Source organism: Bradyrhizobium sp. JR4.1 (assembly GCF_040548605.1).
Taxonomy (GTDB): domain Bacteria; phylum Pseudomonadota; class Alphaproteobacteria; order Rhizobiales; family Xanthobacteraceae; genus Bradyrhizobium; species Bradyrhizobium canariense.
The window spans coordinates 109577-135883 of sequence record NZ_JBEPRY010000008.1; the positions used below are offsets into that span (position 1 = coordinate 109577).

Sequence of the window (26307 nt, forward strand, 5' to 3'; positions counted from 1 at the left end):
GCTCACTCCGCTGCGGTCAGCATCTGCCCGGAGGCAAGCCGCGAACACTCCGCCATCAGGGCGGACGCACGCGCGATTGGGTTGGTCAAATAGAAGTCCTCGACAAGCGGCTTGAACGGAGCCTTCTCCGTTGTGCCGCCCTTCCCCGCGAGCTTCTTGATCTGATCGGCCGAGCCGGCCTCGATCTGATCGAGACGGATCAGATGCGGCACGGCCTTGAAGATCGCTTGGCGCAGGGCCGAAAGCGAGTCATAGCCGAGCTTCTTGCCGAGCGCCTCCGACAGCGCGCGGACAATCGCCCAGTCCTCGCGAGCCTCGCCCGGCGGGAATGCGGCCCGTCCGGTCATCTGCACGCGGCCTTCGGTGTTGACGTAGATCGCCGACTTCTCGGTATAGGCGGCTGCCGGCAGGATCACGTCGGCGCGATGGGCGCCGCGGTCGCCATGGGTGCCGATATAGACGACGAAGGTGCCGTCCGACGGCTTGATCTCGTCGGCGCCGAGCAGGAACAGCAGATCGAGCGTCCCGAACGTCGTCATCTGCGCCGCGTTCAGCCCGCCCTGACCGGCGACAAAGCCGATGTCGAGCGCACCGACGCGCGAGGCACTCTCATGCAGCACGCCAAAGCCGATCCAGCCGTCCTTGAGCGCGCCGACGTCGAGCGCGAGCTTGGCGGCGGCTGCGAGAATGGCGGCGCCGTCGTGGCGCGAGGCGGCGCCGGCACCAACCAGGATGATCGGGTTCTTGGCGTTCTTCAGCACGTCCATGAAGGAGTGCTTGCCGGCCGCGAGTTCACCGAGCGTGTCGGTGCCTGCGCCGAGATGGTCATAATCGTAGGTCAGGTCGGTCTTGGCGCCGATCACGCCGACCTTGAAACCGCCGGCGCGCCAGCGCTTGCGAATGCGGGCGTTGAACACGGCCGCCTCTTTCCGCGGATTGGCGCCGATGATGAGCAGCGCATCGGCCTGCTCGACGCCGGCGAGCGTCGGATTGAAGATGTAGGAGCCGCGGCCGAGCGCGGGATCGAAGGCATCGCCACCCTGCACCGCCAGATTGGCCGAGCCGTAGCTGGCCAGCAAATCCTTCAGCGCAAACATCTCTTCGACGCCGGCGAGGTCGCCTGCGATCGCGCCGATCCGCTTGCCGTCGGTGCGGGCCGCCTTCGCGGCGATCGCGGCAAAGGCCTCGGGCCAGCTCGCCGCGCGCAGCTTGCCGGCTTCGCGGATATAGGGCCGGTCGAGGCGCTGCGTGCGCAGGCCGTCGACGACGTGGCGGGTCTTGTCGGAGATCCACTCCTCGTTCACGGCCTCGTTGATGCGCGGCAGGATACGCATCACTTCGCGGCCGCGGGTGTCGACGCGGATCGCAGAGCCCACGCCGTCCATCACGTCGATCGACTGGGTCTTGCCGAGCTCCCACGGGCGCGCGGCGAAGGCATAAGGCTTCGAGGTCAGCGCGCCGACCGGGCAGATGTCGACGAGATTGCCCTGGAGCTCAGACGTCAGCGCGTGCTCGAGATAGGTCGTGATCTCCATGTCCTCGCCGCGGCCGGTCGCGCCCATTTCGGGGGCGCCGGCCACTTCCGCCGAGAAGCGGACGCAGCGGGTGCACTGGATGCAGCGGTTCATCGAGGTCTTGACCAGCGCGCCGAGATATTTGTCCTCGACGGCGCGCTTGTTCTCGGCGAAGCGGCTGGTGTCGACACCATAGCCCATCGCCTGGTCCTGCAGGTCGCACTCGCCGCCCTGGTCGCAGATCGGGCAATCCAGCGGATGGTTGATGAGAAGGAATTCCATCACGCCTTCGCGCGCCTTCTTCACCATCGGCGAACGGGTGGAGATTTCCGGCGGCTCGCCCTTGGGACCCGGACGGCAATCGCGCACGCCCCAGGCGCAGCTCGCGACCGGCTTCGGGCCGCCCTTCACCTCGACGAGGCACATCCGGCAATTGCCGGCGATCGACAGCCGCTCGTGATAGCAGAAGCGCGGAATCTCGGCGCCGGCCGCCTCGCACGCCTGAAGCAGCGTGTATTCGGCGGGGACATCGATCTCTTTACCGTCGATGATGAGCTTGGTCATTGTCTCTACTCCGCCGCGACCATGTTCACGGGATCGCGGACGCCGGCATCGTCGATGTCGGCCTTGTGCGAATATTGGTCGATGCGCGCTTCGATCTCATGACGGAAATGCGCGATCAGGCCCTGGATCGGCCACGCCGCCGCGTCGCCGAGCGCGCAGATGGTGTGGCCTTCGACCTGTTTGGTGACTTCCAGCAGCATGTCGATTTCGCGCTTGTGGGCGCGACCGTCGGCCATGCGGGTCAAGACGCGCCACATCCAGCCGGTGCCCTCGCGGCACGGCGTGCACTGGCCGCAGCTCTCGTGCTTGTAGAAATAGGAGATGCGGGCGATGGCGCGGATCAAGTCGGTCGACTTGTCCATCACGATCACGGCCGCGGTGCCGAGACCGGAGCGCAGCTTGCTCAGGCTGTCGAAATCCATCGGCGTGTCGATGATCTGCTCGGCCGGCACCATGCGCACGGAGGAGCCGCCCGGGATCACGGCCTTGAGGTTGTCCCAGCCGCCGCGGATGCCGCCGCAATGCTTCTCGATCAACTCACGGAACGGAATGCCCATGGCCTCTTCGACGTTGCAGGGCCGCTCGACATGACCGGAGATGCAGAACAGCTTGGTGCCGACATTGTTGGGACGGCCGATGCCGGCGAACCACGCCGCGCCACGGCGCAGAATGTCCGGCGCAACCGCGATGGACTCGACATTGTTGACGGTGGTCGGGCAGCCGTACAGGCCGACATTCGCCGGGAACGGCGGCTTCAGCCGCGGCTGGCCCTTCTTGCCTTCGAGGCTCTCGAGCAGCGCGGTTTCCTCGCCGCAGATATAGGCGCCGGCGCCGTGGGCGACATAGATGTCGAACGGCCAGCCGTTGATATTGTCCTTGCCGACCAGCTTGGCCTCATAGGCCTGGTCGATCGCCGCCTGGAGATGCTCGCGCTCGCGGATGAACTCGCCGCGGACATAGATGTAGCAGGCATGCGCGTTCATCGCGCAGCTCGCGATCAGGCAGCCCTCGATCAGGAGATGCGGATCGTGCCGCATGATCTCGCGATCCTTGCAGGTCCCGGGCTCGGACTCGTCGGCATTGACGACGAGATAGCTCGGCCGGCCGTCGGTCGATTCCTTCGGCATGAACGACCATTTCAGGCCGGTCGGGAAGCCGGCGCCACCGCGGCCGCGCAGCCCTGACGCCTTCATCTCGTTGATGATCCAGTCACGGCCCTTGTCGATGATGTTCTTCGTGCCATCCCAGGCGCCGCGACGCCGCGCGCCCTCGAGCCCCCAATCGTGGAGGCCGTAGAGGTTCTTGAAGATGCGGTCCTTGTCCTCGAGCATGTCAGTGCTTTCCGATCAACGGTTGGCTTGCTTGTAGGCAAGCCCGGCGGCGCCGACGGCGAAGGTCAGCGCCCAGAGCAGACTGGATTCCAGCGACGCGTTCAGGGCGAAGCGCTGAAGCAGGAAAATGAATGTTGCCGCCACGGCGGAATGCATTGCGACGAAGCCCCACTTCTTCACAACACTGCTCCCTTCAGCTCGCGGCGAGGCGAGATCACGCATCAGGTGATCTCCTTCAGCGTGGTCGGCCCACCGGTCGGCGCCGAGAACTGGCGGCCGTTCTGCGGACCGGGCTTGGGCGGATTGCCCGAGGCAAAGCCGTCAAGCACCTTGCCGAAGCTTTCCTTGGTCAGATCCTCATAGGTGTCCTTGCCGATCAGCACCATCGGCGCATTCACGCAGGCACCGAGGCACTCCACCTCTTCCCAGCTGAAATTGCCGTCCTTGGAGAGATGGAAGGGCTCGTGATGGATGCGGTGCTCGCAGACGTGGATCAGATCCTCGGCGCCGCGCAGGCGGCACGGCGTGGTGCCGCAGACCTGGACGTGGGCCTTCTTGCCGACCGGGGCCAGCTGAAACATCGTGTAGAAGGTCGCGACCTCGAGCACACGGATATAGGGCATGTCGAGCATGTCGGCGACGGCGCGGATCGCGGCCTCCGACACCCAGCCCTCGTGCTGTTCCTGAACGCGCCAGAGGATGGCGATGACGGCCGAAGCCTGGCGCCCGGCCGGATATTTCGCGATCTGCTGCTTGGCGAACGCGAGGTTCTCTTCCGTGAACGCAAAGCTCGCGGGCTGGACTTCCTTCGGTGCTAATCGGCGAACGGACATCTCTTCAATCTCTCACTGCATGCGGCGCGCGGTTTTCGCATTCAGGGCATTGATCCTGTCCTGCCAGAATGCGCTTGCGGTGCCGAAAACATTGTAGCCGACGTGGGTGGAGACCTTGATGCGGTCGAGGATCGACAGCTCGGTCACCGTCTCCATACGCCTTGTGCTGGGATCGTAGACGATCAGCTTCAGCGGGGTGTGTTCGAGGATGTAGCGCGATACTGCGTGCGAGCGGTCGCTGCCGTGCTCCTCGCACATGACGACGCTGTCGGCCTGGAGCAGCCGGGCGCCGCCCTTGATCGCCTCGATCTCGACGCCCTCGACGTCGAGCTTGATCAGGTACTTGCCGGTGCTAGCGACCTTGCCGTCGTCGATCAGATTGTCGAGCGCGATGACCGGCACGTCCTCGCCGACCGCCGACGCATCGCCGGCAATGCTGAAGGCCTCGTGCTTGGTGCCTGACAGACGCGCGGTGCCACGGGCCGCGCCGATCGCGCATTTCATGGTCTCGAAGCGGCTGCCGTTGATGCGGGCGTTGTTGGCGAGCTTCGGATAGTTCTGCCCGGACGGCTCGATCGCGATCGCCTTGTGCGAACCGAACGGCTTGCTCGACACCAGCACCGACCAATAGCCGTAATTGGCGCCGCAATCGAGCAGCGTATAATCGACGTCGATGGAGTCGGCGAACAACAGCTCCAGCTCGTCCTCATAATTGTAGGAGCGGTTCAGCAGCTTGCTCCAATAGCCGTCGCCGTAGGGAAATTCGAACACGGCGTCGGGGTTGAGCTTGATCGCGATGTTGCGCTCGGGCAGCGTCTTCCGCAGCAGATTGGCGCAGGCGATGTAGCCCATATGCGAGAAGTGCGACGAGATCTTCGATCCCGTCACCAGCGCCAAGGCAGCCGTCCGCTCCCACAGGTTGGCCCCTTCAAGGGCCCCCGAGGCGCGGTCAAACTGGATCGGCGCCTGCGCCATCACCGATCGACCTCTCCGAACACGATGTCGAGCGAGCCGAGGATCGCCGAGACGTCGGCGAGCAGATGACCGCGGCAGATGTGGTCCATGGCCTGCAGATGCGCAAAGCCCGGCGCGCGGATCTTGCACTTGTAGGGCTTGTTGGTGCCGTCCGAGATCAGAAAGACGCCGAACTCGCCCTTGGGCGCCTCGACCGCGGCATAGACCTCGCCGGCCGGCACGTGGACGCCTTCGGTGTAGAGCTTGAAGTGGTGGATCAGCGCTTCCATCGAGCGCTTCATCTCGCCACGGCGCGGCGGTGCGACCTTGTTGTCCTCGACGACGACGGGGCCCTTCCCGTCGGCTGCGTTCAGCTTCTGGATGCACTGCTTCATGATGCGCACGGACTGGCGCATCTCTTCCATGCGGATCAGATAGCGGTCGTAGCAGTCGCCGTTCTTGCCGATCGGGATGTCGAAATCCATCTCGGCGTAGCATTCATAGGGCTGCGACTTGCGCAGATCCCAGGCCGCGCCCGAACCGCGCACCATCACGCCGGAGAAGCCCCACTCCCAGGCTTCCTTCAGCGAGACGACGCCGATGTCGACGTTGCGCTGCTTGAAGATGCGGTTGGCGGTGAGCAGCCGGTCGAGATCTTCGACCACTTTCAGGAACGGATCACACCAGGCGTCGATGTCGTCGACCAGCTTCTGCGGCAGGTCCTGATGCACGCCGCCGACGCGGAAATAGGCTGCGTGCATGCGACTGCCGGAGGCGCGCTCGTAGAACACCATCAGCTTTTCGCGCTCTTCGAAGCCCCACAGGGGCGGGGTCAGCGCGCCGACGTCCATCGCCTGCGTGGTGACGTTGAGCAGGTGCGACAGGATGCGGCCGATCTCGCAATAGAGCACGCGGATCAGCTGCGCGCGGCGCGGCACCTCGATGCCCAGCAGCTTTTCTGCAGCCATGCAGAAGGCGTGCTCCTGGTTCATCGGCGCGACGTAGTCGAGACGATCGAAATAAGGGATCGCCTGCAGATAGGTCTTCTGCTCGATCAGCTTTTCGGTGCCGCGATGGAGCAGGCCGATATGCGGGTCGACGCGGGCGACGACCTCACCATCCAATTCAAGCACAAGACGAAGAACACCGTGCGCAGCTGGATGCTGCGGTCCGAAGTTGATCGTAAAGTTGCGAAGCTGTTCGGGTTGCTCGTTCATGATCAGACCTTCGGCCCTGCTTTTTCATCGCCCGGAAGGACTGGATAGTCGGCGCCCTCCCACGGGGACAAAAAGTCGAACTTGCGGAATTCCTGGTTGAGCCTGACCGGCTCGTACACCACCCGTTTCTCCTGGTCGTCGTAGCGGACCTCGAGGAAGCCGGTGGTCGGGAAATCCTTGCGCAGCGGATGACCCTCGAAGCCGTAATCGGTCAGGAGGCGGCGCATGTCGGGATGACCGACGAAGATCACGCCGTAGAGGTCGTAGGCCTCGCGCTCGAACCAGTCGGCGCCGGGAAACACTTCGATCAGCGACGGCACCTGCGTGGTCTCGTCGGCCTGGGCCTTGAGCCGGACCCGCGCGTTCAGGGTCGGTGACAGGAAGTGATAGATCACGTCGAAGCGCTTTTCGCGCGACGGATAATCCGCCGCCGTGATGTCGGTGAAGTTGATGAAGCGGCAGTTCGGGTCGTCACGGAGGTACTTGACCACCTCCACGATTTTGCTGACCTCGACATCCACCGTGAGCTGGTTGAAGGCCACCGAATGACCGATGGCGGCGCCCGGAAGCGCGCTAACGATCGTCTGCCCCAGGGCGTCGAGCTTGGCGTCGTCCATGACGTAAAACCTTAGCGTTCGATGGTGCCGGTGCGGCGGATCTTCTTCTGCAGCAGCAGCACGCCGTAGAGCAGCGCTTCCGCCGTGGGCGGGCAGCCCGGCACGTAGATGTCGATCGGCACGATACGGTCGCAACCGCGCACGACCGAGTAGGAATAGTGATAATAGCCGCCGCCATTGGCGCAGGAGCCCATCGAGATGACGTAACGCGGCTCGGGCATCTGGTCGTAGACCTTGCGCAGCGCAGGCGCCATCTTGTTGGTCAGGGTCCCCGCGACGATCATCACGTCCGACTGACGCGGCGAGGCGCGCGGCGCGAAGCCGAAGCGCTCGACGTCGTAGCGCGGCATCGACACCTGCATCATCTCGACCGCGCAGCAGGCGAGCCCGAAGGTCATCCACATCAGCGAGCCGGTACGCGCCCAGGTGATGAGGTCGTCGGTCGCGGCGACGAAGAAGCCCTTGTCGGACAGTTCCGAATTGACCTCGAGGAAGAACGGATCATTGGCCCCGACCGGCTTGCCGGTCGACGGGTCCAGGATGCCCTTGGGGGCCGGCGCGAGAACCGGACCGGCGGACGACACAGGGTTCAATCCCATTCGAGTGCGCCTTTCTTCCATTCATAGGCGAACCCGACCGTCAGCACGCCAAGGAACACCACCATCGACCAGAAGCCGGTCGCGCCGAGCTTGCCGAACGCCACCGCCCAGGGAAACAGGAACGCCACCTCGAGGTCGAAGATGATGAAGAGGATGGCGACGAGATAGAAGCGGACGTCGAACTTCATGCGGGCGTCGTCGAAGGCGTTGAAACCGCACTCATACGCCGACAGCTTTTCCGGGTCAGGCTGCTGGAACGCCACGATGAACGGCGCGATCAGCAGCACCAGGCCAATGAGGCCCGCTACCCCTATGAAGACGACGAGTGGAAGATAGTTCTGCAGAATGCCGCTCATTGACGAGCCCTTTTTCCCGCAGCCTCGGGACAGCCACGGATTCGTCCAGTTTGGAATTGTTCTGAGCCTTAGCGCAGTGCACCAATGGGCGCAAGACACGCTCTTTTTAGGCCCTTTGTCGCCCTCAGAACGGTGGAAATCCCGGAATCACCCCGCGGCTGGTATGGAGCAGATCGACCGCCCCAGCAAGGGCGCCCCGATCAGTCCACACGCGCTGGGCCGTGACGTCCGTGGTTGGGAAGGCTCACTCTATCTAGGCCGCGACGCTGCAAAGTCCAGATTACAACGAGGCCAAGCGCGCCCATTATCGGGCGAGCGACCCGGGAGCCATGCATCACGATCGGACCCGGGCTCGTCTGGCGAATGCGTCGGGCAGGAGGCGCCCGCTTCGCCGCAGCGAAAAATGGGTGGCGAGCGCGGCGGCAACGTGGCTGGGTCGTCGCGCGCCGCGCTCGCATGAGCTTCGGGCCGGGGGGCATGGCCCGCGAGCTCATCGATCTCGTGGTGGAAGCCGGGTGACGAGCCGGTCAGGCTCTCACGATCGCCTTTCGCCTTTCCCCACCATTTGGCCTGTCCTCACCATTTGTAGGAAACGCTGGCGGTGACGCGCCGGCGGTCGCCGTAGAAGCAGGAGGACGCCGCCGCGCAGCTGGCGACGTAGATCTTGTCGGTCAAGTTGACCACGTTCAGCGCGGTGCGCCAGTTCTGCCACTCATAGTGGAGCGCGAGATCGCCGAGCACGACCGCGGGAACCTCGAGGGTATTGGCGGTATCCGCCCACGACGAACCGATATAGCGAACGCCGCCGCCGAAGCCGAAGCCCGCCAGCGGCCCGTCCTTGAAGGTGTAGTCCGCCCAGCCGGACACCAGGAGCTCAGGCGTGTTGGTCGGGGTCTTGCCAACCAACGCCGGGTCCAGATCCCTGCTGTTGAACAAATGGTAAGCCGTGAACGAGCCGATCAGCTTCAGCTCGCGCGTGGCGTTCGCCACCGCTTCGAGCTCGATGCCGCGCGAGGTCACCTCGCCGGTCTGGTTCTGCAAGGTCGTGACGACAGGATCAGTGGTTGCCACGTTCTGGCGCTTCAGGTCGAACACCGAGACGGTGAAATAGCCGTCAAATCCCCGCGGCGCAACCTTCACGCCGATTTCCGCCTGCTGGCCGGTCTCCGGCAGGAACAGCTGGTTTTGCGCGTTGAGGCCGATGATCGGATTGTAGCTCGTGGCGTAAGACACATAGGGCGCGATGCCGTTGTCGAAATTGTAGATCAGCCCGGCGCGCCCGCTGAACTTGCTGTCGTCGCGGCTGGCGAGCGTGGCGCCGGTATCACGGCCAGCCTGCGTCGTCTCGACCCAATCGTTGCGGCCGCTCAGCACCAGCGTGAAGTTGCCGAGCTTCATCTGGTCCTGAAGATAGGTGCCGGCCTGCTTCTGCGTGATCTGGAAGTTGCGGAACGGTGCGCCCGTCAACGGAATGTCAAATCCATAGGCGGGATTGAAGATGTTGATCGAAGGAACGGTGCTGAAGTTGAATGCCTGATAGTCGTCGATCTGGTAGCCCTTCAAATCGACCCCGAACAGCATGGTGTGCCGCACCGCGCCGGTGTTGAAGCGGTACTCCAGCTGGTTGTCGAGATTGGCCTGGTTGGCGGTGTTCTTCGCGTACCAATTGTAGCGACCGAGACTGGCCGTGTTGATGTCGGCCCAATTGTTGCCGACGTAGCCGCGATAGGTCACGTCGACATGGGCAAAGCGCGCATTTTGCCGGAACGTCAAATCGTCGGTGAGATTGCGCTCGACCTGATAGCCGAGCATCTCCTGCTCGCGCGTGAACTTGTCGACGCTGGGATCCCCGGCGAAAAAGCTGGTCGGGATCTTGCCAAACCGAGCGTTGGTCACCGTGCCCTCATAGGGTAGGAAGTTGATGCCACGGGTTTCCTGCCGGGAAGCTGAAGCCAGCACCGTGAACGTCGTGTCGGCGTCCGGCTTCCAGGTCACCGACGGCGCGATGAAGTAGTTGTTATCCGGCGTGAAATTGACTTGCGTGGGGCCGTTCTGGACCTGGCCGACGACGCGGTAGAACAGCTTGCCGTTCTCAGGGCTCGTCGCGACCGGACCGCCGACATCGAAGCCGACATAGGCATTGCCGAAATTGTTGACGCCGGTCTCGATGAAACGGACGGGCTCCGCGGGCGGCATCTTGCTGATGACGTTGACGATGCCGCTCGGGCTCGATCCGCCATAGAGCACGGCCGACGGACCGCGCAGCACTTCGACGCGCTCCATGTTGGGCGTCTGAAGCTTCCAGCTCGCATAGGACGTGTAGAACAGCTGCATGCCGTCGAGGAACAGTCCGACATCGTCGGACTTGAAGCCGCGGATCAGCCACCAGTCGTTGCGCGTGTCCGCGCCAAAGGTCCCGGCGCGGACTCCGGCCGTATAACGCAGGACCTCGTCGAGCTTGTTCGCCTTCTGGTCGCGGATCTGCTCCGCGCCAATCACCGACACCGCCTGCGGCGTCTCCATGATCGGCGTGTTGGTCTTGGTGCCGGACGAGCTGCGGCCGGCGACGTAGCCGTGCACCGGCCCGCGTGGCGTCTCGACGAAACCGACATTGCGCGGCGGCGGCCTGCTCCGGCTGGCGGTCTGCTCGGATGATCGCGGCGCGCGGCGCTGGACGGAGGGCGCCGCCCGGCGGCGCGCTTCCGGCGCGGTGACGGTCACCGACGGAATGTTCTGCGCGCCACTCTGCGCAGGAGATTGTGCAAGCGATGCCTGCGGCAGCAAAACCCAGGCGGATGCGGTCGCCAATACGGCCGACCGCAGCATTCCAAGACTGTTCACGCGCAACCCCAAAACTGCGTGTTTTGATTGCACATGCTGTCGGCCAATGACGGCATGCGCTTGCGGTGACGCTTAGGGGAGCGCGCGCGAATTCCCTAATTGAAAGCCTCTTAGAAGGAGTCTTAGAAAGAGTCTTGGAAAGGGTCTTGGAAGCGATCCAACATGTTCCCGGATCGCCGAAACGTCAGCGCGAAATCTTCTCGCTCTCGAGCATCTGGGCGGCGATCGCCGTCAGCTGATCGACCTGCTGCAGCAAGGTCGCGAACTCGGCTTCGCTCAGATGTTCGCGCAAACGCCGATTGCGCTCCTGCGCACCGGCGACGATCGCATCATGTGCCGCAAGGCCCGTTGCGGTCAGCGAGACCAGCACCTCGCGGCTGTCTTTCGGGTTGGCCGATTTCGCGATCAGCTTGCGCGACACGAGTTCCGCAAGCGCGCGGCTGATCTGCCCCTTGTCCTGGCCGACGGCTTCCGCAAGCCGCGCCACGCTCATCGGCGGCCGCCGGCCGAGCGAGGCGACCAGGCCGAACTCGACCGATGACAATCCGGCGAGGCGCTTGTAGCGCAGGATGGCACCGCGCTTGAGCAGATTGGCCAGCACCATCAGCCGCGACGATAGCATGACGGTGATCGGCGCCGGCGACTGACTTTCGTCCGCATCGGACGATGTGCGCCCGGCCCTGCTTGATGTCTGGCTCATGGTCCACCTCTGCCAAGAAAGCCGCGGCGTGCCAAGTCTTGGTAGCGCGACCTCCCCAGCCTGATCCGAATGCGACTAAGAGGCATTTAGAAATCGTTGACATTGTCATCTATCTAATCTTCACTTGGCACAAGGCATCAAAAATGGCCCGGCCGGTACGGCCAACTGCGGGAGGACCGGTATGAGCATCACCCAGCGGGATCGCGATCTCGGCACGGCCTATGCGATGAAGCCGGCGCACACCCGCACCGAGCTCACCTCGGTCGTGCGCGGCACGCCGATGGGCGAACTGCTCCGCCGCTACTGGCATCCGGTCGGGCTGATCAGCGACGCCACCGACACGCCGAAGAAGGTTCGCGCGCTCGGCGAGGATCTGGTGCTGTTCCGCGACAAGCACGGCCGCGCCGGTTTGCTGCACGCTCGCTGCTGCCACCGCGGCACCACGCTCTATTATGGCAAGGTCGAGGAGGACGGCATCCGCTGCTGCTATCACGGCTGGAAGTTCGACACCGAGGGTCATTGCCTGGAGCAGCCCTGCGAGCCCGACGGCGGCCAGTTCAAGGACAAGGTGCGCCAGCCCTGGTATCCGGTCGAGGAACGCTACGGGCTGATCTTCGCCTATATGGGCCCGGCCGAGAAACGCCCGGTGCTGCCGGCCTATCAATGCCTGGAGACCATGGACGACGGCGAGTTCGTCGAGGCCGACGATTCCTCGATCGGCGGCGGCGGTCCCGCGATCATCCCCTGCAACTGGCTCCAGCATTTCGAGAATGTGGTCGATCCCTACCACGTGCCGGTGCTGCACGGCTCGTTCTCGGGTCCGCAATTCACCAACATGATGGCGTCGATGCCGGAGGTGACGTTCGACAAAACGCCGCGCGGCATCGCCGTACGCTCGATCCGCAAGCAGGATGACGGCCGTGTGTTTTACCGCGTCACCGAGGCGGCGCTCCCCACCTTGCGCGTCGTGCCGAACCCTCGCGTGGCGCAGTTCGCCCGCGTCGAGTCGCTCGGCTGGACGCTGCCGATCGATGACACCTCGTTCCGCATCTACGTCGCCGGTCGCGTCAAGAGCGCCGGCGACATCGGCCGCATGCGTTCGAAGTTCAACGGCAAATTCTGGTGGGACATGACCGAGGAAGAGCACCAGCAATTTCCGGGCGATTACGAAGCCCAGGTCGGCCAGGGACCGCAGACCATCCATTCCGAGGAGCATTTCGGCCAGAGCGACCGCGGCATCCTCATGATCCGGCGCATGCTGAGCGAGCAGCTGGAAGCGATGGAAGCAGGCCGCAATCCGATCGGAATCTCATTCGATGTGAACGCGCCTCCGGTCGAATTCGAAGCGGGGAATTACATCCGCGAAGGCTGACATGCCAGCGCCAATCAGGGCTGGACCGACAACGATAACAAAGACTAATTGGGGGAAGCGATGGTCGATGTGACGTCACAAATGTCGGTGCAAACGGCCGCCGCGGCAAAACCCTCGGCACGGCGCTATTACGTGCTCGGCCTGCTCACCATCATTTACGCGCTGAACTTCCTCGACCGCACGATCTTCAACGTCCTGATCGAGCCCATCAAGAAGGAATTCCAGCTCAGCGACACCATGATGGGCCTGCTCGCGGGCTTCGGCTTCGCCCTGTTCTATTCCCTGCTCGGCATTCCCATCGCGCGCGTCGCCGACCGGCTCAACCGGCGCAACATCGTCGCCGCTGCGTTCGCGTTCTGGAGTGCGATGACGGCGTTGTGCGGCGCCGCTTCGAGCGTCACTTCGCTGGCGCTGGCGAGGATCGGCGTCGGCATCGGCGAATCCGCTGGCTCCCCCGCCTCGCAATCGATCGTCGCCGATCTTTTCGCCAAGAACGAGCGTCCGCGCGCGCTCGGCATCTACGCCGTCGGCACCTATCTCGGCGTCTTCCTCGGCTATTTCGTCGGTGGCTACGTCAACCAGCACTATGGCTGGCGGATGGCGTTCTACGTCGCGGGCCTGCCCGGCATCCTGCTCGCCTTGATCCTTTGGCTGACGATCTCCGAGCCGAAGCGCGGCGCCATGCAGGAGAATTTCGTGCCTGAGCCGCTCGGGCCGACGCTGCGCTTCCTGGCCTCGCAGCAGAGCTTCATCATCGTGCTGATCGGCTTCTGTCTCACCACTTACACGAACTATGCGACCGCGGCGTGGATACCGCCGTTCCTCGCGCGCGTGCACCATCTGTCGAGCGCCGAGATCGGCACCTATGCCGGCACTTTCAAGGGGCTCGCCGGCATGGCCGGAACCCTGCTTGGCGGCTTCGTGGTGGCGCAAATCAGCCGCCGCGACGACCGCTGGAAGCTGTGGGCGCCCGCCATCACCTCGGGCCTTGCTGGCCCGGCGTTTGCGCTGTGCATGCTGACGCAGGACTTTGCGACGATGGTGGCCATGCTGGCGCTGACCTCGTTCCTGGTCGGCTTCCATCTCGGGCCGATCTTCGCGATCGCGCAGACGGTGGCCAAGCCGAGCATGCGGGCGCTGGCCTCCGCCCTGATCGCGCTCACCGCCACCTGCTTCGGCCAGGGCGTCGGGCCGCTCGCGGTAGGCGTGGTCAATGATGCCCTGAAGGGCGCTTACGGCGCCGAGGCCGTGCGCTATTCCCTGCTCTCGGCGGCGGTCACGACCACGCTGGGGGCGCTCCTGTTCGTCTGGGCGGCGCGCGCGATCCGGGACGATATCGGCCGGGCGGCCGTCTGAGGCCGGTGCAGGCCGCAAGCCCGGCGAAACCAACCGGCCGTACTCATGAAACCATTTTGCGGAACCCGCGAAACCATCCGGAAACAGACGGTCCTTACAAGAAGAGCCATAGACGGCGGCAAAGCCCGTCGGGAGGCTCAGATGAACCACTCAATTCACTCTGCTGATCGTGCGACCCACCTGAAGATCGTGGTGGTGGCGCTGGTGGCCGGCATCACGGTGGCCGCCTTCGGAATCGCAGCCCGCACCAATGCCGATTACAGCCAGACCGCCCAGTCCGCCCACGTGATCAAGGCCGGCAAGCCGGTCGTGGTCACCAGCGCCGGGACGTCGGAGATCCGCTGAGGACCAAAAAGGTCCGGTTTGATACCGAACGGCCGCCTTCGGGCGGCCTTTTTGATTCAGGCGATGGGGTGATGCTCCGATATGGATCGGGTCAATAGCTGCCGCAGCAGTGCTTGAATTTCTCGCCTGAACCACAGGGACAGGGATCATTGCGGCCGACACCGCTCTGCCCATAACGCAGCCGGTTGAGGGCCTTCCTGTTCTGCTCCAGGATCATCTTGCGGCGCGTCTCCTGCACGCCGATCACGGCAGCATTGTCGCCGGCGTCCCAGAACGCCTGCGGCTTCAGATGGGCGAGCTTGCCGCTGACATAGACCGGGTAGAACCAGCCGAGCGTTCCGTCGCGCAGGCGCTGCAGCGTCGTCAAATCGTAGAGGAAGAAACCTGCGTCCAGCAGCATCGCGTTGATGTCCTGGAAGTCGTCAACGTCAGTCTCGCAGACGACCACGCTGCAATTCTCGAGCACGTACCGCGCGCCCTTCAGTGCGGCCTGTTCCGCGCCCTGCACATCGAGCTTGAGCAGGAACGGCGGCTTGAGCGACAGCTCCTCGACCAGCGCATCAAGCGTCGTCGCCGGCACTTTCACCTTGCTGGTGGAGAGGTCGTTGACCCGCGACCAGTAGACGTCGCCGGCGGGGCGCAGCGATGACCAGTAGGGATGCACGGATTCCGTGATCTCGATCTCGCCCTCGTGGTCGGTGATGGCGCAAATGCGATAGTGCCCGCCAAGCACCTCCTTGATCGCCTTGAGGGAGTCCTCGTAGATCCTGTTAGCATCGACGTTCAGTGGCACCGCACCGCCGAGGCACGACTGATGGTTGAGCACGAAGTGCCCATCGGCGCAGCCCAGATCGATGACGGTCCCGTAGCGCACGCCCTTCGCGAACAAATTCTGCAACGTCGCGCTGAAATCGGCTGCCTGCATCAAATCGATCCGAACAATCCCGGATTGAGCGGTACCATGCGATCGACGGCGCGATCAATCCGGCGCCTGACGGCCGTCGCGCGGGCGAGGAATTTTTGCGGAGGTCGAAGACCAAAAAGCGTGCAGGCGTCGGGTCGCGCGTGACCCGGGATCGAAGCGAGATCAGGATTTGAAGATAAGGGGATGAAAGGATTGCCAAAAATGGCGCGAGAGACGGGGCTCGAACCCGCGACCTCCGGCGTGACAGGCCGGCGCTCTAACCAACTGAGCTACTCCCGCGTGACACGCAAATGTCTGCGGAACGAGGGGGGACTTAAAGGCCGGACCTGTTGAAGTCAAGGATGTTGCATCCACAGCCGGAACGATCGGTTTTCCGCTGAGAGCGCGCACGAACGTGACCCTCGCCCGCGGGCCTGACGTGTCAGTCCAGCCCCGAATCGTCTACCCCTCCGGGAACTTGCGGGGTTTGGGGGCCGTCATCCCGACCACCGGCAGGAATCGAGGAGGCCAGACATGGCTAAGAAAGACTCGGCCAAGAAGGATTCGGCGAAGAAGGCAGCCGCGCCCGCCACCATCACGCTCAAGCACCTCGCCGCCGACATTGCGGAGAGCCAGGACCTGTCGAAGAAGCGCGCCGAGGCCGTTCTGACCGATATGGTCGACCTGATCACCAAGCATCTGAAGAAGGGCGACCGCGTCCGCATCGTCGGGCTCGGCATCCTCCAGGTCCGCAAGCGCGCCGCCCGCACCGGTCGCAATCCCGCCACGGGCGAGCCCATCCACATCAAGGCCAGCAAAAAGGTCGCCTTCCGCCCGGTCAAGGAGCTGAAAGAGGCGATCTGACCACTCACGTTTCGTTAAGCCTGATCGGCGTGCTCCGGCCGCAACGCGGCCCAGTTTTCTGGTATACCGCCTCTCTCACCTCACTCGGCGGTTTGACCAGAAATGTCCTCCCTCACCTTTTCGCACACCGTGACCGAGCGCTTCCTGCGCTACGTCACCATCGACACCCAGTCCGATCCGGAATCCCCGAGCTCGCCCTCGACGGAGAAACAGAAGGATCTCGGCCGTGTGCTCGCCGCCGAGCTCAGGGAAATGGGCGTCGAGGACGCTCATCTCGACGATTACGGCTACGTCTACGGAACGATCCCGGGCAACACACCCAAGAAGGTGCCGGTGATCTGCTTCTGCTCGCACATGGACACCTCGCCCGACGTCACCGGCAAGGACGTCAAACCGCAAATGGTGAAGAACTATCGCGGCGGCGATATCACCCTCCCAGGCGACACCAGCCAGGTGATCCGCTTCGCCGAGCATCCGGCGCTGAAGAACCAGATCGGCAACGACATCATCACCACCGACGGCACCACGCTGCTCGGCGCCGACAACAAGGCCGGCGTCGCCGAGATCATGGATGCCGCGCATTTCTTCATCAACAACCCGCAAGTGAAGCACGGCACCATCAAGATCCTGTTCACGCCTGACGAGGAGATCGGCCGCGGCGTCGACAATGTCGACATCAAGAAGCTGGGCGCCGAGTTCGGCTACACCATGGACGGCGAGAGTGCGGGCAGCGTCGAGGACGAGACCTTCTCGGCGGACGGTGCCACCATCACCATCAACGGCGTCAGTGCCCACCCCGGCTACGCCAAGGGCAAGATGGAGCATGCCATCAAGATCGCCGCCGCCATCGTCGAGCGCCTGCCCCGGGAAGGCTGCTCGCCCGAGACGACATCAGGCAAGCAGGGCTTTCTGCATCCGATCGGCATCGAGGGTGCGCTGGAGCAGGCGACGCTCTCCTTCATCGTGCGCGACTTCACCGAGGAAGGGCTGAAGGAGAAGGAGATCCTGCTCGAGAACATCGTCAAGGACGTGATGAAGGATTTTCCGCGCTCGACCTACACATTCGAAGTGCGGGAGCAGTACCGCAATATGAAGCAGGTGATCGATCGCCACCCGCACATTCTCGAATACGCCATCGAAGCGATCCGCCGCGCCGGCCTGCGCCCGATGCGCACCGCGATCCGCGGCGGCACCGACGGCTCCCGCCTGTCCTTCATGGGCCTGCCCTGCCCCAACATCTTCGCCGGCGAGCACGCATTCCACTCGCGGCTCGAATGGGTCAGCCGGCAGGACATGGAGAAGGCGGTTCAGACGATCGTCCACCTCGCCATGATCTGGGAGGAGAAGGCCTAGCGCCTCTCGTCGCGCCTCTGGTCAAAGCACACCATGGCCGGGATCGCTCCCGGCCATGTTCTGAACGTTACGGCACCGGCATCGCGCGCGGATTGCGATGGAAGCGGTTCGAGCTTGCCATCCACTTCGGCAGCGGTTCGCCGTCGCGATGGCGACCGCCGGCAACCGCCGCAGCCCAGGCCACCGCCGCGCCGATCAGGGTTGCTGCCGCAACGGAGAAGGCGACGATGATGGAGTTACGCCGCGCCCGATTGATCGCCGTTCTTGAATCCGCGATCACGGCGTCGACCCGTCGTTCCGAGTCGGGTGCCGCGAGTCCCGTCAGCGCGGCCACCTGCTGCACGAGGTAGGCCCGATCATCGGTGCTGACGCCGCTGTGGCTCGATGACGTCATCAGGATGCGTCCTGCTTCGGCACGAGGTTCCCTGAGGTCGGTGTTGGGGGGCCGCCGCGCTACGCGAAACAGCTTATCCAGCTCGTAACTCAACAAGGGCTCGGCGGCGGAGGTATTGCTGGCCGAACTGCGCATCGGCGAGCGGTCAATCGCTGCTGCGCCGAGCATCGCGAGCAGAGCGGCACCAAGCAGCACGGCAAGCGCCCAGGACATCAGCCCATGCACGCCATCCCGTCGTTCGCCATCGTCTTCGATCGTCGCAATCGCCGGCGCTGGTCGCGCTGTACGGCCGGCGACATAGCCGCCAAAGCCGAAGCTGATAATCGCCTGGATGATCAAATAGAAGCCGGACAGCAGCGCAAGCGCCGCCGAAGCATCGCGCCATGTCGGCGAGGCTGAACTGACGCCTAGCCCGACTGCGACTCCAAAGCCGACCAGGATGAACGACATAGCGCCGGCAGCCAAAGCGCCTGCGATGACCGAGCTCCACTGGATGGTGCGCCGGTCATCGGCAGCGACGCCGCCGCCTTCCATGATGTCTTCCCGTATGAGAGTTTCCATCGTCATCACCGCCCTCTCAACGCAGGCCGAAGAACGACAGGATCGCCATGATCACGACGATCAAGCCGATGAGATAAATCAATCCGTCCATGGTCCGTCCTCCTCAATGTCTCCTCGTCGCTAATCACAACGAATAAGGAACGTTCCAAATTGGACCGAGCCTGCGGGAACGAACCGGCGCGATGCGGATTATCTGTCCAAGTCCCAAGGATGAAGTTTGTGAGCACGAAAGCCCCAGCCGGTCGGTCCCGGCTGGGGCTTTGTTTTTGGGCGGCGGTTCCTGTCCTATGTTAACGACGCCGGCTCTCCGATCATCAAGGATGCGATCGGGGCGGAACCTCTGGATTGGGAGAGCCGCGTGGATCGCAGAACCGCGTGCCTTCATCAGGCAGATGCATTCCGGGAAAAGGCAATCGCCGATCCCGAGCACCACGACCAGTGGATCGACGAAGCCATCAAATGGCTGGAACGGGCCATGGAAGCGGGCTGTCACGCCGTCGTCACCGTCGAAGACGGCGACACCAGCGATGTGCCGGAAGCAGCACGCGGAGCGGCAGCCGATGCTCAGCTCAGCCTGATCACGCGCCAATGATGAAGAGCTGCCGTCTTCGCGACCGCTGCGGCAATTGTTCCAGGGACGCAACAATGTTGCGGGTCGACACTGTTCCCGCCCCCATGCTAGGCCGGACGCAGACCGCAACCAGAGTGAAATCGTGCTCGCGAACCGCCAGCCCTCAGGATCATGCCGGCCGCGCAACTGGCGCGGGCTGCTGTCTGTGCTGATCGCGGTTGTCTACCTGCTCGCGGGAGCGCTGCATGGCCTGCATGACATCGACGTCACCACGCCCGGTGGCGGCTCGGAGATCAGCGCGGTCCTTGACGGCTCCGCAGATCACAACGACCACAAGGCCATCGGCGGACATCATTGCCATGGCTGCTTCTCGGTGACGGTGGCGCAGCCGGCGCCACCGGCCGCATCGATCGGGCTCGTGTCCGTATCGCGCCCACAACGCGCACCCCGGCTCGCCGGAATTGTTCCCGACACCGACTCCCCGCCTCCCAAACATATGGCCTGAACGGATTGGTCGGGCGCCGCGCGCGCCCATTCGGTCATCATTTACAGGTCGGTTTCATGTTTTGCAGGGGAATGGCCGCGCGCCTGGCGTGCGCGGCAGCGTGTCTGATTGCCGGATTGGCGCTTGCGCCGTCTCACGCCCAGACTCTGACGATGCGGAGCGCGCTCTCGCGCGCGCTGGCCACGAGCCCGCGGCTGACTGCGGCGGAGCGCGATGTCGGCATCGCCACGGGCCAGCGCATCCAGGCAGGTGCGCTTCTCAATCCGGAGCTGACCTATGAACAGGACAATTCGTTCGGGTCCGGCATCTATCGCGGCACGCGATCGGCCGAGACCACGCTGCAGATCAGCCAAGCCTTCGAGCTGTTCGGCAAGCGCGACGCGCGGATTGCGGCGGGTGTCGCCGGCATCGAGGTCGCCGCGATCCAGCGCAAGGCCGTCAGGCTGGAGGTGCTGTCGGAGACCGCGATTGCCTTCCTTAGCGTGCTCGGCGCACAGCGGCGCATCCAGATCCTCGACGAGCAGATCACCGCCATTGACCGGCTGACGCCGCTTTTGCGCCGCCGCGTCGAGGCCGGTGCCTCTTCGCCGGCCGAGACCGGCCGTGCGGAAGTGGCATCCGCCTTGGTGAAGGCCGATCGCGAGCGCTTCAAGGCGACGCTGGCCAGCGCCCGGCGCGAGCTTGCAGTCCTGATGGGCGACGCGGCTCCGAAATTCGGCGAGGTCTCCGGACGGCTCGACACCATGGGACGGCCGCCGACATTCCAGTCGGTCGTCGCCGCGATCGATGCCAATCCGCAGTTGGTGCGCTGGACCGCGATCTATGCCCAGCGCAATGCCGAGCTGTTGCTGGCGCGGCTGCGGCCCTATCCCGACGTGCGGATCGCCGCCGGCTGGCGCCATTTCAACGAGACCAATGACGACGCGGCGCGCCTCACCGTCTCGGTGCCGATCCCCGTGTTCGACCAGAACCAGGGCAATATCCTCTCGGCGCAGGAGAGCCTTGCCAAGACCAAGGCCGAGCGCGAGGCCAACCGCAACACGCTGATCGTGGTCGCCGGCCGCGCCTACGACTCGCTCCAGGGCTCGCTGCGCGAGCTTGCGGTGCTGCGCGAGAGCGCCATTCCCAAGGCCACCGAAGCGTCTGACGCCATTGCTCAAGGCTACGGCCAGGGCCGTTTCAGTCTGCTCGAAGTGCTCGACGCCCAGGCCAGCGTCACCCAGGCGCGGCTGCGCGAGCAGGAGGCGCTGCAGAATTTCCACGCGGGGGTGGCGACCATCGAAGGCCTCGTCGGCAACCCCTTCACGCTGGCGCGGGAGAGCGCACGATGAAGACGTCCTCCACCATCCTCGTCGCATTCGTTGCCGCCGCGCTTGGCACCGCACTTGGCGCTTACGGCTATTCCCTGCTCGGCCCGGCCAGGGTCGAGCATGCCGAACACGCCACGGACAAGAAGCCGGAGAAGCCGAACGACCATGTCGAGCAGGACGAGCACGGCGCCGACCGGATCCGCATCTCCGACATCAAGCTCGCAGCCGCCGGCGTAACGTTGGCGGAAGCCGCGAGCGTCACGCTGACCGACACGCTCGCCTTCAACGGCATCCTGCGCGCCAACCAGGAAGCCGTGGTGCAGGTGACGCCGCGCTTTCCCGGCGTCGCCAAATCGATCCAGAAGCGCATCGGCGACAAGGTCGGCAAGGACGATCTGCTCGCCGCGATCGAGAGCAACCAGAGCCTCACCGTCTACGAGCTCAAGGCGCCGCTTGCCGGCACCATCATCGAGCGGCAGATCTCGCTCGGCGAATACGCCTCCGAGCAGAAGCCGGCTTTCGTCGTCGCCGATCTCTCGACCATCTGGGTCGACCTGTCGATCTACCGGCAGGATCTGCGGCGCGTTCGCCTCAACGACGAGGTGCTGATCGATCCCGACGACGGCCGCGGCGAGATCAAGGGCACCATCTCCTACATGGCCCCGATCGGCTCGAGCGAGACCCAGACCGCGCTGGCGCGCGTGGTGCTGCCAAATCCCGACGGGCGCTTGCGTCCCGGCCTGTTCGTCACTGCACGGCTGATCCTCGCCGCGCGCGACGTCGCGGTCGCCGTGCGCAAAAGCGCGATCCAGACGCTGGAGAACAGGACCATCGTTTTCGTCCGCGAGGACGGCGACAAGATCGAGGCGCGCCCCGTGGAGCTTGGCGATTCCGATTCCCGCCATGTCGAGATCAGGGCCGGACTATCGGCCGGCGAGCATTACGTCGCGGAAAACAGCTTCGTCGTGAAGGCGGAGATGGGCAAGGGCGAGGCCGAGCATGATTGAGCGCCTCATCGCGGTCTCGCTGCAGCAGCGCTGGCTGGTCCTCTTGCTCGCACTCGGCGTCGTCGCTTTCGGCGCCTGGAATTTCCAGCGCCTGCCGATCGACGCCGTTCCTGACATCACCAACGTCCAGGTCCAGATCAACACCCGTGCGCCCGGCTATTCGCCCCTGGAAACCGAGCAGCGCATCACCTTCCCCGTCGAGACCGCGATGGGTGGGCTGCCGAAACTCGACTACACCCGCTCGCTGTCGCGCTATGGCCTGAGCCAGGTGACGGTCGTCTTCAAGGACGGCACCGACATCTATTTTGCCCGCCAGCTCGTCGGCGAACGGATCCAGCAGGTAAAGGACCAGCTTCCGGCCGGCGTCGAGGTCGCGATGGGACCGGTCTCGACCGGGCTCGGCGAAATCTTCATGTACACCGTCGAGGCCAAGGCGGGCGCGAAGACGCAAGGCGGTCACGACTATTCGCTGACCGATTTGCGCACCGTGCAGGACTGGATCATCAAGCCGCAGCTTCGCAACGTGCCGGGGGTGATCGAGGTCAACACCATCGGCGGCTTCGAGCGGCAATTCCACGTGCTCCCCGATCCCGGCAAGCTGATGGCCTACCGGCTCGGCTTTCGCGACGTCATGACGGCGCTCGCCGCCAACAATGCCAATGTCGGCGCCGGCTATATCGAGCGTAATGGCGAGCAGTATCTGGTTCGCTCGCCGGGCCAGGTCGGCAATGTCGGCGAAATCAGGGACATCGTCATCGGCTCGCGCGGCGGCAATCCCGTCAGGATCAGGGACATCGCGACCGTCACCGAAGGCCGCGATTTGCGCACGGGGGCCGCAACGCGCGATGGCGAGGAAACCGTGCTCGGCACCGCCATGCTGTTGATCGGCGAAAACAGCCGCACCGTGGCGCGCCGTGTCGCGGCCCGGCTCGAGGAGATCGCCAAATCGCTGCCCGACGGCGTCGTGACGCGGACCGTCTACGACCGCACTGATCTGGTCGAAGCCACCATCCGCACCGTCGAGAACAATTTGGTGGAAGGCGCGGCCCTGGTCGTGGCCGTGCTGTTCCTGATCCTCGGCAACATCCGCGCAGCGCTGGTAGTGGCCTGCGTCATTCCGCTGTCCATGGCCATGACGGTCACCGGCATGGTCGAGACCAGGGTCAGTGCGAACCTGATGAGCCTGGGCGCAATCGATTTCGGCATCATCGTCGACGGCGCCGTGATCATCGTCGAGAACTGCCTGCGCATGCTGGCCGAGGCCCAGCGCGAGAAAGGCGGCCTGCTCACGATCTCCGAACGGCTGTGCGCGATCCGGCGCGGGTCGAGCGAGGTGATCAAGCCGAGCCTGTTCGGAACGCTGATCATCGCGGTGGTCTACCTGCCGGTGCTGACGCTGACCGGCGTCGAAGGCAAGATGTTCACGCCGATGGCGCTGACGGTGCTGATGGCACTGGCCGCCGCGGTGCTGTTCTCCATCACCTTCGTGCCGGCCGCGGTCGCCATCTTCGTCACCGGCAAGGTGTCGGAACACGAAAACCTGTTCATGCGGCTGGCGAAGCGCGCCTATCTCCCCCTGCTCCGGCTGGCGATCGACCATCGCCTCGGCGTCGCAATCATAGCCGCCATCATCGTGGTCGCAAGCTGCGTTGCCGCCGCGCGCATGGGCGGTGAGTTCATTCCGAGCCTGGACGAAGGCGACGTTGCGCTGGCCTCGATCCGGATTCCCGGCACCAGCCTGACCCAGTCGCTGGACCTGCAAAAGGCGCTGGAAAAACGCATCAAGCAGATTCCGGAGGTGAAGGAGTTCTTCACCCGCATCGGCACCGCGGAGATCGCGACCGACCCGATGTCGCCGGCACAGACCGACGGCTACATCATGCTGAAGCCGCGCGCCGAATGGCCCGACCCCGGCAGGCCCAAAGCCGAGGTGATCGAGGCCATCGACCGTGCCGCCGACGACATCCCCGGCAGCGCCTATGAAATCTCCCAGCCGATCCAATTCCGTGTCAACGAGCTGATCTCCGGCGTGCGCAGCGACGTCGGCGTCAAGATCTTCGGCGACGATCTCGACATCCTGCAAGGCGCGGCAAAACAGGTGGAGGCTGCGATCCGCGGCATCCGCGGCGCCAGCGACGTCAAGATCGAGCAGGTCTCGGGCCTGCCGATCCTCACGGTTCGTCTCGACCGCCAGGCACTCGCCCGGTACGGGCTCAGCATCAGCGAGGTGCAGGGCATCGTCGAGATCGCGGTCGGCGGCAAGTCCGCCGGCAAGCTGTTCGAGGGCGACCGCCGCTTCGACATCGTCGTGCGCCTGCCGGAACATCTGCGCGGCAATCTCGAAGCCATCAGGGCGATCCCGATCCCTCTGCCGCCCGGTGAGGAAGCAACAATCGGTGCGCCGATCCGGACGGCACTGCCCGGCTCCCCCCTCGCCCAGATGCGCTATGTGCCGCTGTCGTCGGTCGCAACCGTCGATGCGACGCCCGGCCCGAACCAGATCAGCCGCGAGAACGGCAAGCGGCGCATCGTCGTCACCGCCAATGTCCGCGCGCGCGACCTCGGCTCCTTCGTCACCGAGGCCGAGGCGGCTGTCGCGGAGAAGGTCAAACTGCCGCCGGGCTACTGGATCGGCTGGGGCGGACAGTTCGAGCAATTGGTCTCCGCCACCAAGCGGCTTACGCTGGTGGTGCCGGTGGCGCTGCTGCTCGTGTTCCTGCTGCTGTTCATGGGCATGGGATCGGCGGCGGATGCGGCGCTCGTTTTCTCCGGCGTGCCGCTGGCGCTGACCGGCGGCGTCATGGCGCTGCTGCTGCGCGGCATTCCCCTATCCATCAGCGCTGGCGTCGGTTTCATCGCGCTGTCGGGCGTGGCCGTGCTCAACGGGCTCGTGATCATCGCCTTCATCGAGCGGCTGCGCAGCGAGGGGCACCCCGTTGTTGACGCGGTGCGCGAGGGCGCGCTGACACGCCTGCGTCCGGTGTTGATGACGGCGCTGGTGGCGTCCCTCGGCTTCGTGCCGATGGCCCTTGCGACCGGCGCCGGTGCCGAGGTGCAGCGGCCGCTCGCGACCGTGGTGATCGGCGGCATCATCTCCTCGACCGTGCTGACGCTGCTGGTGCTGCCGGCGCTCTACGTGCTGTTCCGCCGTGACGGGGGCGCCGAAAGGCCTACAATGGCGCCTGATCTGGCAGCTTCCGGGGAGCGGTAGAGGTGGGCAACCACGACCATCACGGTCATCATCACCATGATCACAGTGCCGATCATGGTCACGATCATGGTGCTGGCCATGCGCACGTCCACGCACCCGCCAGTTTCGGCAAGGCGTTCGCGATCGGCATTTCGCTCAACACCGCGCTGGTCGTGGCCGAGGCCGTGTACGGCTACATCGGCAACTCTACGGCCCTGCTCGCCGACGCCGGCCATAATCTTTCCGACGTGCTCGGCCTGGTCGTGGCCTGGTGCGCGTCGATTGCGGCGCGGCGCGCGCCCAGCGGCCGCTTCACCTATGGCCTGCGCGCCTCCACCATCCTGGCGGCGCTGGCGAACGCGGTGTTCCTGCTGGTCGCAACCGGCGCGATCGGCTGGGAAGCGTTTTTGCGCCTGCGCGAACCGGAGCCGGTCGCCGGGATCACCGTGATGGTGGTCGCCGGCATCGGCATCCTCATCAACGGTTTTACCGCCATGCTGTTCGCGCGCGGACGCAAGGACGACATCAATATCGAAGGCGCCTATCTGCACATGGCGGCCGATGCCGCGGTCTCGCTCGGCGTCGTCATCTCGGCGGCGCTGATCATCTGGACCGGCTGGCTCTGGCTCGATCCCGTCACCAGCCTCGTCATCTGCGTCACCATCCTCTGGAGCACCACCAGCCTGCTCCGCGGCTCCATCGACATGTCGATGGCGGCAGCGCCCAGGGGCACCGACATTGCCGCGATCAAGATCCTTCTGCTGGGGAGGCCCGGTGTAACTGCGATCCACGATCTCCACGTCTGGCCGATCTCGACCACCGAGACAGCGCTGACCTGCCATCTCGTCATGCCCACCGGCGCCGCCGGCGATGCATTCCTGATGGAGACCGCGCAGATGCTGAAGAGCTCCCACCGCATCGGCCACACCACCCTTCAGGTCGAGACGCACCCGGACAATGGCTGCGCCTTGGCGCCCGATGATGTGGTGTAGCATTCGCCAGTCGCGACTCGTCATTGCGGGCGCAGCGAAGCAATCCAGACTGCCTCC

At 64.6% G+C, this 26307-nt stretch carries 24 protein-coding genes and 1 tRNA gene; 11 read left to right on the forward strand and 14 right to left on the reverse strand.

What is annotated here, in order from left to right; all coding sequences use genetic code 11:
• Window positions 1-2 precede the first annotated feature (2 nt).
• The 11 genes from nuoG to ABIB90_RS18445 all read right to left on the reverse strand — a co-directional run bounded on the left by nuoG (window position 3) and on the right by ABIB90_RS18445 (window position 11526).
• Window positions 3-2078 carry an NADH-quinone oxidoreductase subunit NuoG gene (nuoG, locus tag ABIB90_RS18395; protein WP_354164107.1) on the reverse strand — a complete coding sequence of 692 codons (2076 nt, stop codon included), beginning with the start codon at window positions 2076-2078 and terminating at the stop codon, window positions 3-5.
• A gap of 5 nt (window positions 2079-2083) precedes the next feature.
• The gene (gene nuoF / locus ABIB90_RS18400; protein ID WP_354164105.1) at window positions 2084-3409 is read right to left on the reverse strand and encodes an NADH-quinone oxidoreductase subunit NuoF; all 1326 of its coding nucleotides are present in this window, start codon (window positions 3407-3409) and stop codon (window positions 2084-2086) included.
• 15 nt (window positions 3410-3424) lie between these two features.
• On the reverse strand, window positions 3425-3631 hold the full coding sequence (locus ABIB90_RS18405) for a hypothetical protein (RefSeq protein WP_354164103.1): 207 nt from the start codon (window positions 3629-3631) through the stop codon (window positions 3425-3427).
• Window positions 3631-4242, reverse strand: a complete 612-nt coding sequence (gene nuoE, locus ABIB90_RS18410) for an NADH-quinone oxidoreductase subunit NuoE (RefSeq protein ID WP_354164101.1) — start codon at window positions 4240-4242, stop codon at window positions 3631-3633. Before nuoE ends, ABIB90_RS18405 begins: the two co-directional genes overlap by 1 nt.
• Before the next feature lie 12 nt (window positions 4243-4254).
• Window positions 4255-5217 carry an FkbM family methyltransferase gene (locus tag ABIB90_RS18415; RefSeq protein WP_007603550.1) on the reverse strand — a complete coding sequence of 321 codons (963 nt, stop codon included), beginning with the start codon at window positions 5215-5217 and terminating at the stop codon, window positions 4255-4257.
• A complete protein-coding gene (locus tag ABIB90_RS18420) occupies window positions 5217-6413 on the reverse strand; it encodes an NADH-quinone oxidoreductase subunit D (protein WP_007603549.1) in 1197 nt (398 codons plus the stop codon). The genes ABIB90_RS18415 and ABIB90_RS18420 overlap by 1 nt, the downstream gene beginning before the upstream one ends.
• Window positions 6414-6415: 2 nt before the next feature.
• A complete protein-coding gene (locus tag ABIB90_RS18425; RefSeq protein WP_007603539.1) occupies window positions 6416-7030 on the reverse strand; it encodes an NADH-quinone oxidoreductase subunit C in 615 nt (204 codons plus the stop codon).
• An 11-nt stretch (window positions 7031-7041) separates the two neighbouring features.
• A complete protein-coding gene (locus ABIB90_RS18430) occupies window positions 7042-7629 on the reverse strand; it encodes a NuoB/complex I 20 kDa subunit family protein (protein ID WP_007603537.1) in 588 nt (195 codons plus the stop codon).
• Window positions 7620-7985, reverse strand: coding sequence for an NADH-quinone oxidoreductase subunit A (locus ABIB90_RS18435; RefSeq protein ID WP_007603535.1), 366 nt, complete (start codon window positions 7983-7985; stop codon window positions 7620-7622). The genes ABIB90_RS18430 and ABIB90_RS18435 overlap by 10 nt, the downstream gene beginning before the upstream one ends.
• Window positions 7986-8561: 576 nt before the next feature.
• A complete protein-coding gene (locus tag ABIB90_RS18440; protein WP_354164315.1) occupies window positions 8562-10811 on the reverse strand; it encodes a TonB-dependent siderophore receptor in 2250 nt (749 codons plus the stop codon).
• Between the two features lie 199 nt (window positions 10812-11010).
• Complete coding sequence (locus tag ABIB90_RS18445; protein ID WP_354164098.1) at window positions 11011-11526, reverse strand: MarR family winged helix-turn-helix transcriptional regulator; 516 nt, start codon at window positions 11524-11526, stop codon at window positions 11011-11013.
• A gap of 181 nt (window positions 11527-11707) precedes the next feature.
• Between ABIB90_RS18445 and ABIB90_RS18450 the strand changes: the two genes are divergently transcribed.
• The 3 genes from ABIB90_RS18450 to ABIB90_RS18460 all read left to right on the forward strand — a co-directional run bounded on the left by ABIB90_RS18450 (window position 11708) and on the right by ABIB90_RS18460 (window position 14599).
• Complete coding sequence (locus tag ABIB90_RS18450; protein WP_354164096.1) at window positions 11708-12898, forward strand: Rieske 2Fe-2S domain-containing protein; 1191 nt, start codon at window positions 11708-11710, stop codon at window positions 12896-12898.
• Between the two features lie 60 nt (window positions 12899-12958).
• Window positions 12959-14254, forward strand: a complete 1296-nt coding sequence (locus tag ABIB90_RS18455) for a spinster family MFS transporter (protein WP_354164094.1) — start codon at window positions 12959-12961, stop codon at window positions 14252-14254.
• Between the two features lie 141 nt (window positions 14255-14395).
• Window positions 14396-14599 (forward strand): hypothetical protein, encoded by a 204-nt coding sequence (locus ABIB90_RS18460; protein ID WP_007603528.1) that lies wholly within the window; start codon window positions 14396-14398, stop codon window positions 14597-14599.
• Window positions 14600-14690: 91 nt separating this feature from the next.
• Here ABIB90_RS18460 and ABIB90_RS18465 read toward each other — a convergent pair whose 3' ends face one another.
• Together ABIB90_RS18465 and ABIB90_RS18470 are read right to left on the reverse strand one after the other, a co-directional pair.
• Window positions 14691-15524 (reverse strand): FkbM family methyltransferase, encoded by an 834-nt coding sequence (locus ABIB90_RS18465; RefSeq protein ID WP_007603527.1) that lies wholly within the window; start codon window positions 15522-15524, stop codon window positions 14691-14693.
• A gap of 202 nt (window positions 15525-15726) precedes the next feature.
• Window positions 15727-15803 (reverse strand) — tRNA-Asp (locus ABIB90_RS18470).
• A 234-nt stretch (window positions 15804-16037) separates the two neighbouring features.
• On the opposite strand from ABIB90_RS18470, the gene ABIB90_RS18475 reads away from it, so the two are divergent.
• The gene (locus ABIB90_RS18475) at window positions 16038-16367 is read left to right on the forward strand and encodes an HU family DNA-binding protein (RefSeq protein ID WP_007603525.1); all 330 of its coding nucleotides are present in this window, start codon (window positions 16038-16040) and stop codon (window positions 16365-16367) included.
• Window positions 16368-16469: 102 nt separating this feature from the next.
• Window positions 16470-17720, forward strand: a complete 1251-nt coding sequence (gene pepT, locus ABIB90_RS18480) for a peptidase T (protein ID WP_219682219.1) — start codon at window positions 16470-16472, stop codon at window positions 17718-17720.
• A 67-nt stretch (window positions 17721-17787) separates the two neighbouring features.
• Here pepT and ABIB90_RS18485 read toward each other — a convergent pair whose 3' ends face one another.
• Entirely contained in the window at window positions 17788-18681 is an 894-nt protein-coding gene (locus ABIB90_RS18485) for a hypothetical protein (RefSeq protein ID WP_354164088.1), read from the reverse strand.
• A 352-nt stretch (window positions 18682-19033) separates the two neighbouring features.
• Between ABIB90_RS18485 and ABIB90_RS18490 the strand changes: the two genes are divergently transcribed.
• From ABIB90_RS18490 to ABIB90_RS18515, 6 genes are all read left to right on the forward strand, one after another.
• Window positions 19034-19267: a hypothetical protein gene (locus ABIB90_RS18490; protein ID WP_007603522.1), complete on the forward strand. Its 234-nt coding sequence runs from the start codon at window positions 19034-19036 to the stop codon at window positions 19265-19267.
• Between the two features lie 121 nt (window positions 19268-19388).
• Window positions 19389-19751, forward strand: coding sequence for a hypothetical protein (locus ABIB90_RS18495; RefSeq protein WP_007603521.1), 363 nt, complete (start codon window positions 19389-19391; stop codon window positions 19749-19751).
• 56 nt (window positions 19752-19807) lie between these two features.
• Window positions 19808-21082, forward strand: coding sequence for a divalent metal ion exporter subunit IhpA (gene ihpA, locus ABIB90_RS18500; RefSeq protein WP_063996134.1), 1275 nt, complete (start codon window positions 19808-19810; stop codon window positions 21080-21082).
• Window positions 21079-22068, forward strand: coding sequence for a divalent metal ion exporter adaptor subunit IhpB (gene ihpB / locus ABIB90_RS18505; protein ID WP_354164085.1), 990 nt, complete (start codon window positions 21079-21081; stop codon window positions 22066-22068). The genes ihpA and ihpB overlap by 4 nt, the downstream gene beginning before the upstream one ends.
• Window positions 22061-25279: an efflux RND transporter permease subunit gene (locus tag ABIB90_RS18510; RefSeq protein WP_354164083.1), complete on the forward strand. Its 3219-nt coding sequence runs from the start codon at window positions 22061-22063 to the stop codon at window positions 25277-25279. Before ihpB ends, ABIB90_RS18510 begins: the two co-directional genes overlap by 8 nt.
• Before the next feature lie 2 nt (window positions 25280-25281).
• Window positions 25282-26250 carry a cation diffusion facilitator family transporter gene (locus ABIB90_RS18515; RefSeq protein WP_354164081.1) on the forward strand — a complete coding sequence of 323 codons (969 nt, stop codon included), beginning with the start codon at window positions 25282-25284 and terminating at the stop codon, window positions 26248-26250.
• Window positions 26251-26307 lie beyond the last annotated feature (57 nt).

What these genes read in the sequence shown, in the direction of transcription:
- nuoG (WP_354164107.1), bottom strand. Translation starts at nt 2,078, where the DNA reads ATGACCAAGCTCATCATCGACGGTAAAGAGATCGATGTCCCCGCCGAA.
- ABIB90_RS18445 (WP_354164098.1), bottom strand. Translation starts at nt 11,526, where the DNA reads ATGAGCCAGACATCAAGCAGGGCCGGGCGCACATCGTCCGATGCGGAC.
- ABIB90_RS18510 (WP_354164083.1), top strand. Translation starts at nt 22,061, where the DNA reads ATGATTGAGCGCCTCATCGCGGTCTCGCTGCAGCAGCGCTGGCTGGTC.
- ABIB90_RS18430 (WP_007603537.1), bottom strand. Translation starts at nt 7,629, where the DNA reads ATGGGATTGAACCCTGTGTCGTCCGCCGGTCCGGTTCTCGCGCCGGCC.
- ABIB90_RS18420 (WP_007603549.1), bottom strand. Translation starts at nt 6,413, where the DNA reads ATGAACGAGCAACCCGAACAGCTTCGCAACTTTACGATCAACTTCGGA.
- ABIB90_RS18485 (WP_354164088.1), bottom strand. Translation starts at nt 18,681, where the DNA reads ATGACGATGGAAACTCTCATACGGGAAGACATCATGGAAGGCGGCGGC.
- ABIB90_RS18460 (WP_007603528.1), top strand. Translation starts at nt 14,396, where the DNA reads ATGAACCACTCAATTCACTCTGCTGATCGTGCGACCCACCTGAAGATC.
- nuoE (WP_354164101.1), bottom strand. Translation starts at nt 4,242, where the DNA reads ATGTCCGTTCGCCGATTAGCACCGAAGGAAGTCCAGCCCGCGAGCTTT.
- ihpB (WP_354164085.1), top strand. Translation starts at nt 21,079, where the DNA reads ATGAAGACGTCCTCCACCATCCTCGTCGCATTCGTTGCCGCCGCGCTT.
- ABIB90_RS18435 (WP_007603535.1), bottom strand. Translation starts at nt 7,985, where the DNA reads ATGAGCGGCATTCTGCAGAACTATCTTCCACTCGTCGTCTTCATAGGG.
- ihpA (WP_063996134.1), top strand. Translation starts at nt 19,808, where the DNA reads ATGTTTTGCAGGGGAATGGCCGCGCGCCTGGCGTGCGCGGCAGCGTGT.
- pepT (WP_219682219.1), top strand. Translation starts at nt 16,470, where the DNA reads ATGTCCTCCCTCACCTTTTCGCACACCGTGACCGAGCGCTTCCTGCGC.
- ABIB90_RS18455 (WP_354164094.1), top strand. Translation starts at nt 12,959, where the DNA reads ATGGTCGATGTGACGTCACAAATGTCGGTGCAAACGGCCGCCGCGGCA.
- ABIB90_RS18465 (WP_007603527.1), bottom strand. Translation starts at nt 15,524, where the DNA reads ATGCAGGCAGCCGATTTCAGCGCGACGTTGCAGAATTTGTTCGCGAAG.
- ABIB90_RS18415 (WP_007603550.1), bottom strand. Translation starts at nt 5,217, where the DNA reads ATGGCGCAGGCGCCGATCCAGTTTGACCGCGCCTCGGGGGCCCTTGAA.
- ABIB90_RS18405 (WP_354164103.1), bottom strand. Translation starts at nt 3,631, where the DNA reads ATGCGTGATCTCGCCTCGCCGCGAGCTGAAGGGAGCAGTGTTGTGAAG.
- ABIB90_RS18450 (WP_354164096.1), top strand. Translation starts at nt 11,708, where the DNA reads ATGAGCATCACCCAGCGGGATCGCGATCTCGGCACGGCCTATGCGATG.
- nuoF (WP_354164105.1), bottom strand. Translation starts at nt 3,409, where the DNA reads ATGCTCGAGGACAAGGACCGCATCTTCAAGAACCTCTACGGCCTCCAC.
- ABIB90_RS18440 (WP_354164315.1), bottom strand. Translation starts at nt 10,811, where the DNA reads ATGCTGCGGTCGGCCGTATTGGCGACCGCATCCGCCTGGGTTTTGCTG.
- ABIB90_RS18425 (WP_007603539.1), bottom strand. Translation starts at nt 7,030, where the DNA reads ATGGACGACGCCAAGCTCGACGCCCTGGGGCAGACGATCGTTAGCGCG.
- ABIB90_RS18475 (WP_007603525.1), top strand. Translation starts at nt 16,038, where the DNA reads ATGGCTAAGAAAGACTCGGCCAAGAAGGATTCGGCGAAGAAGGCAGCC.